General features: G+C 35.8%; 2 protein-coding genes. Both read left to right on the forward strand.

From position 1 onward, the window contains the following. The first annotated feature begins 1 nt into the window (after window position 1). Complete coding sequence (locus P163_RS16780; protein ID WP_034893922.1) at window positions 2–7,909, forward strand: non-ribosomal peptide synthetase; 7,908 nt, start codon at window positions 2–4, stop codon at window positions 7,907–7,909. 2 nt (window positions 7,910–7,911) lie between these two features. Beyond that, window positions 7,912–9,963 carry a non-ribosomal peptide synthetase gene (locus P163_RS16785; RefSeq protein WP_034893924.1) on the forward strand — a complete coding sequence of 684 codons (2,052 nt, stop codon included), beginning with the start codon at window positions 7,912–7,914 and terminating at the stop codon, window positions 9,961–9,963. The last annotated feature ends 12 nt before the right edge of the window (window positions 9,964–9,975 follow it).

Consider the following 9,975-nt stretch of genomic DNA (forward strand, 5'->3'; position numbering starts at 1 on the left):
TATGGATGAATTAAGATTTTTATTGACTAAACTGAGAGAATCACAAATAAAATTGATTTTAAAAGGTGATAATATTGATATATTATCTTTTAATAATAATTTGTCAGATGAATTATTATCTGAAATAAAAACTCATAAAGAAGCATTAGTTAGTTACCTGAAAAAGAACCTCAATCTTGTCGATTTACAACATTGGAAAATTACATCAATTCCAACAAATACTTCCTATCGTTTATCTTCTTCACAGCGACGTTTATGGGTTTTGAGTCAATTTGAGGGCGGCTCTTCGGCATACAATATGCCTTCACGTATATTTTTAGATGGCAGTTATGATGTAGATTTATTTAAACGTGCTATTTATTCGGTAGTAGACCGTCATGAGATCTTACGTACTGTTTTTAAGGAGAACTCCCAAGGAGAGATTTGTCAGTGGATATTAGAACGAGATGCTTTAGGTTTTGAGATCGGTGAATTGGATCTACAAGGCGAAGCAGATATCGAGTCCTCGGTATTGAATTATCTGGATAACGACCGTATGGTGGAGTTTGATTTAGCCAAAGGTCCACTATTACGCGCTATATTACTACAGGTATCAGAAGACCGTTATGTTTTTTATTACAATATGCATCATATTATTAGTGATGGATGGAGTATGGATGTATTGTCAAGAGATGTATTTAAGTATTATGAGTTTTATAAGAGTGGAGGCGAATTAGACTTACCAGCGTTACGGATTCAATATAAGGATTATGCGAGTTGGCAATTGTCTCAATTGAGTACATCTATTTATCAGGGCCATCGAGATTATTGGACGGGCTTACTGGGAGGAGATCTTCCCGTTTTAGACTTACCAAGTTCAAAGGTACGTCCCGTGATACAGAGTCATCAAGGTCAATTACTTCGCACTTACATATCAAAGGAATCTACTCAGGGGTTAAAGCGATTTAGCCATCAAGAGGGAGGTACCTTGTTTATGGGCTTACTGTCTAGTTTGAAAGCATTGTTGTACCGTTATACGGGTCAAGAGGATTTGGTAGTAGGGACACCCGTTGCAGGGCGAGAGCATTCAGATTTAGAGGACCAGATAGGATTTTATATCAATACGTTAGCATTACGTAATGAAGTTCGTTCAGAGGATAGTTTTGAAGATTTATTTAGACGGGTTCGTCAAAGGACTTTAGATGCTTATGAGCATCAGGGATATCCTTTTGATCGTCTTGTTGAGGATTTAGAACTTCGTAGGGATACGAGTCGAAGTGCTGTATTTGATATGATGTTGGTATTACAAAACACAGGAGATGCTCATCAGGGAATAGGTATAAGTGATTCAGATGTAGAATTGATAACCGATCAGGGGTTTAATTTAAGCAAGTTTGATTTGAGTTTCACTTTTGAGGAGCAAGGTGATTATTTGGCACTGTCGATTAAGTACAACACGGATGTTTATGATAAAGCGATGTTAGAAGGTTTTATCGTTCATTATAAAGAATTTCTTGCCTCGTTACTTAGTTTACCAGAGGCTTCTATAGGAGGTATTGATTATTTAGAGGATCAGGAGCGCGAAGAGTTGTTAGATGTTTTTAATGCGACCGCGTTTGATTACCCGAGAGATAAGACCGTTGTAGAATTGTTTGAGGAGCAGGTAAGTAAAACCCCAGAGGCCATAGCCGTTGTTTATGAAGAGGAGCGTCTTAGTTATGAGGAGCTTAATAGGCGCAGTAATCAATTAGCACATTATCTACAAGCACATTATACCATCGAGCCAGATGATTTGGTAGGGATTATGCTACCGCGAAGTTCTTGGATGATTGTGGGGATCCTGGGGATCTTAAAGAGTGGAGGGGCTTATGTACCAATCGATCCTGATTACCCAGAGGATCGAATAGCTTATATGTTAGAGGATAGTAAGTGTAAAGTGCTTTTGGACGAAGAATTTCTAGATAAATTTAATAATAATAATAAGTCAGACTATTCGACAGATAATTTATCGATAAGTTTATTGCCTTCTAACCTGGCCTATGTTATCTACACGAGTGGCTCTACAGGGAAACCTAAGGGAGTTATGGTAGAGCATAATTCTTTAATTAATTTATGTTATTGGCATATTAAGAACTATGATTTAACAGAGTCAAGTAGAGCCACTTTATTTTCAGGAGTTGGCTTTGATGCTTTAGTTTGGGAGATTTTCCCTTATCTTTTATCAGGAGGGAGCCTTTATCCGATAGAAAATAGTATTCGATCTAATATAGAAGTCTTGATAGATTTCTTGAATACTAATTCAATAACTCACTCATATATTGCAACTTCGCTATATAACATTTTTTCGGAGTATTCATCTTCTTTAGATCATTCAATAAAGGTATATGTTGGAGGCGAAGCTTTATTGGTAACCAGCGAGAGTGAGAATATAGAGTTATATAATAATTATGGTCCAACAGAGAACACGGTAGTTACTAGCTTTTATAAAGTGATAGAATATGGTAATTATCTGGCTCCCATTGGCGTTCCAATTTCCAACACAGAGATTTACATATTAAATAGGGAGGGCTTATTACAGCCAATAGGCGTTACAGGAGAGCTTTATATAGGAGGAGCTGGCTTGGCTCGCGGTTATTTAAACAATGAGTTACTTACTAAAGAGCGATTTGTCTCAAATCCCTTTAAAGAAGGTACTCGTATGTACAAGACGGGAGATTTGGGCAGATGGAATAGTGATGGCACGATTACGTTTTTAGGGAGAGAGGATGCTCAGGTTAAGATCCGAGGGTATCGCATAGAGTTAGGCGAGATCGAGAGTGTATTATTGGGGCATGCAGATATAGATGAGGCTGTAGTTTTGGCCAATGATAATGATGGAGTTAAGGAGTTGGTTGCATATTTTGTAAGCAGCTTGGATCATGACAGCGCATCACTGCGCAGTTATTTAAAGGGCTTTTTACCCGATTATATGCTACCAAGTTACTATGTAGCGATGGAAGGTTTACCCTTAACACCCAATGGCAAGATAGATAGGCGCTCGTTACCCTCACCAGAGGGGTTAGAGATTAGTCATGGGGTTGAGTATGTAGCCCCACGAAATGATATAGAGCATAGTTTGGTAAAAGTTTGGGAAGAAGTTCTCAAGCGAGAAGGCATAGGAGTCAAAGATAATTTTTACAATTTAGGAGGAGATTCTATTAAATCGATTCAGGTTGTGTCTCGATTGAGACAATATGGATATAGTACTAAGGTAGAACATATTTTGCGGAACCCAGTTTTAGAAGATTTAGTTTCTTTTATCACTAAGAATGTCTTGGTTATAGATCAATCAGAGGTTTTAGGTCCTGTAGGTTTAACCCCTATTCAGCTTTCGTTTTTTGAGGATGCTACTATTGTAGCGAATCATCACTACAATCAATCTGTTTTATTGTTTAGGAAAGAGGGTATTGAATCTACTATTTTAGCGTCTATTTTTTCATATTTAGCGGCACATCATGATGCGCTTCGTATGGTTTATAGTGATACAGCAGGATCTTGGGTTCAGCAAAACTTAGGTATTTCAGATTCATCGTTATATGATTTATATGAGTATGATATTTCTTCAGAATTTACAGAAGAACAGATAAAGGCTCAGGTAGATGTACTTCAGTCGAGTATAGATTTATCTACAGGTCCTTTGATTAAGCTTGGATTGTTTCATTGTGAAGATGGAGATCGTCTACTTATAGTGATTCATCATTTAGTAATAGATGGTGTTTCTTGGCGTATATTATTGGAAGATTTTTCAACTTTATACGAACAGTCTTTAGAGGGGTCTTTATTTAGTTTACCTATGAAGACAGATTCTTATCAAGGCTGGTCATCGAGTTTATTAGCATATGGGAATAGCAGGAAGTTATCTAAGGAACGTTCTTATTGGGAACTCCAGATCATTTCATTTGAGTTTGATTTTCCTAATGATGTTATTGAAGAAGGCTCTTATGAGATAGGATCTATAGGTAGTGTTTCCTTTGGATTAAGTCAGCATATTACAGAGTTATTGCAAACCCGTGTTCATGATGTTTATAATACAGAGATCAATGATATTTTATTAACGGGATTGATATTGAGTATCGATGCAGTTTTAAAGACAGATCGTAGTGTTCTTTTAATGGAAGGTCATGGAAGAGAGGATACGGGTAATGAATTGGATTTTAGTCGGACTATAGGTTGGTTCACAAGTACGTATCCTTTTTTATTAGAATTGAAAGGAAGCGGAGATATTTTTAGTAGCCTAGTTTCAGTGAAGGACGATTTACGTCGTTTACCAGATAAAGGATTTGGGTATGGCGTATTAAAGTACTTTGGAGGCGGTTTTTCTTCTCGTGTTTCCCCATCGATTACTTTTAATTATTTAGGTGATTTTGGGTCTTCGGTATCGAGTATGAGTCGTTCAAAGGATAGTGTTGTTTTTGAATATGGATCAGGATATACAGGGAATGATAATTCGGAATTAAATTCAAATTCATCGACCCCTTTAGGTGTTTCTGGTATGATTGTAAAGAACGTATTACAGTTGAGTATTTCATATGATAGGTCTCAATATAAAGAGGGTACTATTAATGCTTTATCAGAGAGTTATCAAAATCATTTAGAATTGTTGATAGAAGGCTTGTCTAAAGAAGATCAGCATTATTTAACCTCTAGTGATTTAACTTTTAAAGGGCTTTCTTCTTTAGAGTTATCGGTTTTGAATAAAGAGGATGATCTTGAGGATGTTTACCGATTGTCACCTTTACAGGAAGGTATTTATTATCACTGGTTATCTGGGGGTATTAATTCATCTGTTTATTTTGAACAGATGTCATATCGATTGGAGGGAGAGCATTTAGATATAGAATCACTTCGATTGAGTTATGATCTTTTAGTTTCTCGTCATGCGATACTTCGCACGAGTTTTAGTAATGATTATGCGGGAGAGAGTTTGCAGATAGTACGGAAGTCTGTATCGAGTAATTTTGTGTATGAAAAGGCAGATGCGTTTAAGAGTAGAGAAGATCAGGAGTCTTATTTACAAGAGTACCGCAAGTTAGATCGAGATCGCGGGTTTGATTTGGGAGCAGGTTCTCAGATGCGTTTAACTATAGTTCAGTTAAGCCCGAGCTCTTATGAATTTATATGGAGTCATCATCATATTTTGATTGATGGTTGGTGTATGAGTATTTTGATCAATGATTTTTATAAGTTATTGTATGGAGTTCAGAACAAACGACCAGTTACTTTATCACCAGTATCATTATATTCAAGTTATATTAGTTGGTTGGAAGGATTAGATAAGGATTCTAGTTTGTCTTATTGGTCAAATTATTTATCAGGCTATGATAGTAAATCAAGTTTACCATTTGTAAATAATAGATTGGAAGGTGATTATTCACAGAAGAAGGAGCATTTATTGCTAGAAGGAGATTTATTGAGATCGATGCAGTTATTATGTCGAGAATTATCGATAACCGAGAATAGTTTTATCCAAGGAGTTTGGGGGTATTTATTATCGCGATATAACAATACACGCGATGTAGTTTTTGGAGCTGTAGTCTCTGGACGACCTGATGCTATACCAGGTATAGAGGATATGGTAGGATTATTTATCAATACGATCCCTGTTCGAATACAATACACAGAAGTAAGTACAGCTAAAGATTTACTAGAAGAGATACAACAAGGCTCGATCGCTAGTTTACCACATCATTATTTAAATTTATCGGAGGTTCAGTCTCAGAGTCCATTAGGAATGGACTTATTGGATCATATTATGGTTTTTGAGAATTATGCGGTCAAGGAGTTGGATGTTCTTCCTAGTGAGGAAGAAGACCATTCGTCTTTTGAGGATTCATCTGTTGTTTCAAGAGAGGTTTATGAGCAAACGAATTATAATTTTACAATTCTGGTAGTTCCTTTTAAAGATCAGCAGTTGCGAGTTGAGTTTGTATATGACCAAGGATGTTTTGAACAAGAGGAAATATTGCGAATGAAGGCTCATTTTATGAACGTATTGAGAAGCTTTGTGAGTGCTCCTGACAGTATATTAGATAGTATTGACTATTTAGATGATAAGGAGCGTGAAGAGTTGTTAGATGTATTTAATGCTACAGAAGTGGCTTATCCAAAGGGTAAGACGGTTGTAGATTTATTTGAGTCTCAGGTCTTAAAGAGACCAGAGGCCATAGCAGTAGTTTATGAAGATGAGCGTCTTAGTTATGGGGAGCTCAATAGACGTAGTAATCAATTGGGGCATTACTTAAAAGAGCGTTATAATATTGAGCCTGATGATTTGGTTGGTATAAAGTTACCGCGTAGTTCTTCGATGATTGTAGGAATCTTAGGGATTTTAAAGAGTGGTGCTACTATAGTTCCAATTGATATTGATTGTACTAAAAATAGATTGAAATTTATTTTAGAAGATAGTAATTGCAAAGTACTTTTTGATGAGACTTTTCTAGATGAATTTAACAGCTCAAGAGAGGTGTCTCAAAAAATAAAAAAGAATAGTAAATTCAAGCAAACGAATATACCTTATGTTATATATACATCAGGAACAACAGGCCGTCCAAAGGGAGTAAGAATTAACAATGATGCTATGTTGAACAGGCTTAATTGGATGTGGGAAGCTTATCCAATTCAAGATGGCGAGGTAATGTGTGTCAAAACGTCCATAGGGTTTGTTGACCATATTTGGGAGCTTTTCGGGCCATTATTAAAAGGTGTAAAAATAGTACTGATAAAACAAAAGCATCTATTAAATGTTGAAGCGTTAGTCAATCAATTGTATATCCATAAAATTAGTAGAATAGTCCTAGTGCCAACATTACTTAAAAGTATTTTAACGGATGAAAAAATGAACGAACAATATTTGAAAACTCTTAAATATTGGACATGTAGCGGAGAGGATTTAGATATTGATTTAGTAAAGCTTTTTTATGAAAAAATAAAAAATGGAATATTAATAAATATTTATGGAGCCACAGAAATTACTGCGGATGCTTCTTTTATCAATTTAAATGAATATGTCAAAACTGATTATAATATTATTCCAATAGGTAAACCAATTTCGAATATGCAGATGTTTATTTTGGACGATAGAAATAATATTCAACCAATTGGTGTTGTTGGTGAGATATGTGTTGGAGGAGTTGGATTAGCAGAGGGATATTTAAACCAACCTGATCTTACAAAGGAAAAATTTATAAAGAGCCCATTTAAGAAAGGGAACTTGTTATATAAGACAGGAGATTTAGGTAAACGATTATCAGATGGGAATTTACAATTTTTAGGAAGAAAAGATGATCAGGTTAAAATACGCGGTCGCCGAATTGAATTAAAAGAAATTGAACAGGTATTGTTAATGAATGATTTTGTTGACGATGTCATAGTGAAAGTGTGGAAATCTAAAGATGGAGATAAGAAGATCGTTGCATATTATATAGCTAGAGAGCTTCAGGTAGGTCGTTCATTAAGAGAGCATTGTTTAAATTTTATACCATCTTATATGTTGCCCTATTATTATGTGCCAATCGATTCAATACCATACACGGCTAGTGGGAAAATTGATATTGCAATACTACCTAATCCTGAAACTGAAAATGTAGGAAATGGATTGGAATATATTGCTCCTCGTAATGAAGTCGAAGAAATTTTGGTGGGAATTTGGGAAGAAGTATTAGGCAAGAAGGGGATAGGAATCAAGGATGATTTTTTTGAACTTGGAGGGCATAGTTTAAACACTGTTACTTTATTAAATTTAATTCATAAAAAGATGAATGTGAGGATCGATATAGATCAATTATTTGAGAAAAGTTCTGTTGAAAAATTGAGTAAAGAAGTAAATAGAATAATTTGGATTAATAAGAATAAAAAAGGATCTAAAAGCGATGATCAAAAATTTATAATCTAATTATGATAGAAGAATTAATAGATAAGTTAATGGCTCATGATATAAGTATTGAGTTGTATGGTTCTGATATTATATTTCATAAAGATATTAAAGAAATCCCTGTTGAACTTTTAAGTGAGATTAAGCTAAGGAAACAGGAATTAATTGTCTATTTAAATAATATTTCAAATATAGAATTTAAGGGGATTACATCAATTCCAACAAATACTTCCTATCGTTTATCATCATCACAGCGACGTTTATGGGTTTTGAGTCAATTTGAGGGCGGCTCTTCGGCCTATAATATGCCTTCTCGTTTAGTTTTAAATGGCAGTTATGATGTAGATTTATTTAAACGTGCCATTTATTCGGTAGTAGACCGTCATGAGATCTTACGTACTGTTTTTAAGGAGAACTCCCAAGGAGAGATTCGTCAGTGGATATTAGAACGAGATGCTTTAGGTTTTGAGATCGGTGAATTGGATCTACAAGGCGAAGCAGATATCGAGTCCTCGGTATTGAATTATCTGGATAACGACCGTATGGTGGAGTTTGATTTAGCCAAAGGTCCACTATTACGCGCTATATTACTACAGGTATCAGAAGACCGTTATGTTTTTTATTACAATATGCATCATATTATTAGTGATGGATGGAGTATGGATGTATTGTCAAGAGATGTATTTAAGTATTATGAGTTTTATAAGAGTGGAGGCGAATTAGACTTACCAGCGTTACGGATTCAATATAAGGATTATGCGAGTTGGCAATTGTCTCAATTGAGTACATCTATTTATCAGGGCCATCGAGATTATTGGACGGGCTTACTGGGAGGAGATCTTCCCGTTTTAGACTTACCAAGTTCAAAGGTACGTCCCGTGATACAGAGTCATCAAGGTCAATTACTTCGCACTTACATATCAAAGGAATCTACTCAGGGGTTAAAGCGATTTAGCCATCAAGAGGGAGGTACCTTGTTTATGGGCTTACTGTCTAGTTTGAAAGCATTGTTGTACCGTTATACGGGTCAAGAGGATTTGGTAGTAGGGACACCCGTTGCAGGGCGAGAGCATTCAGATTTAGAGGACCAGATAGGATTTTATATCAATACGTTAGCATTACGTAATGAAGTTCGTTCAGAGGATAGTTTTGAAGATTTATTTAGACGGGTTCGTCAAAGGACTTTAGATGCTTATGAGCATCAGGGATATCCTTTTGATCGTCTTGTTGAGGATTTAGAACTTCGTAGGGATACGAGTCGAAGTGCTGTATTTGATATGATGTTGGTATTACAAAACACAGGAGATGCTCATCAGGGAATAGGTATAAGTGATTCAGATGTAGAATTGATAACCGATCAGGGGTTTAATTTAAGCAAGTTTGATTTGAGTTTCACTTTTGAGGAACGTGGTGATTATTTGGCATTGCTACTAGAATACAACACAGATGTTTATGAGCAGGAGATGCTAGAAGGCTTTATAGTTCATTATAAAGAGTTTCTAGAGAAGTTACTTAGTAATCCAGAGGCCTTAATAGGGAGTATAGATTATTTGGCAGAAGAAGAGCGAGTGGAGTTACTAGATGTTTTTAATGCGACCGCGTTTGATTACCCGAGAGATAAGACCGTTGTAGAATTGTTTGAGGAGCAGGTAAGTAAAACCCCAGAGGCCATAGCCGTTGTTTATGAAGAGGAGCGTCTTAGTTATGAGGAGCTTAATAGGCGCAGTAATCAATTAGCACATTATCTACAAGCACATTATACCATCGAGCCAGATGATTTGGTAGGGATTATGCTACCGCGAAGTTCTTGGATGATTGTGGGGATCCTGGGGATCTTAAAGAGTGGAGGGGCTTATGTACCAATCGATCCTGATTACCCAGAGGATCGAATAGCTTATATGTTAGAGGATAGTAAGTGTAAAGTGCTTTTGGACGAAGAATTTCTAGATAAATTTAATAATAATAATAAGTCAGACTATTCGACAGATAATTTATCGATAAGTTTATTGCCTTCTAATTTGTTATATGTTATTTACACGAGTGGCTCTACAGGGAAACCTAAAGGGTTATGGTAGAGCATAATTCTT

The sequence above is a fragment of the Gillisia sp. Hel_I_29 genome, assembly GCF_000744275.1.
In the GTDB taxonomy this organism is placed as follows: Bacteria; Bacteroidota; Bacteroidia; order Flavobacteriales; family Flavobacteriaceae; genus Gillisia.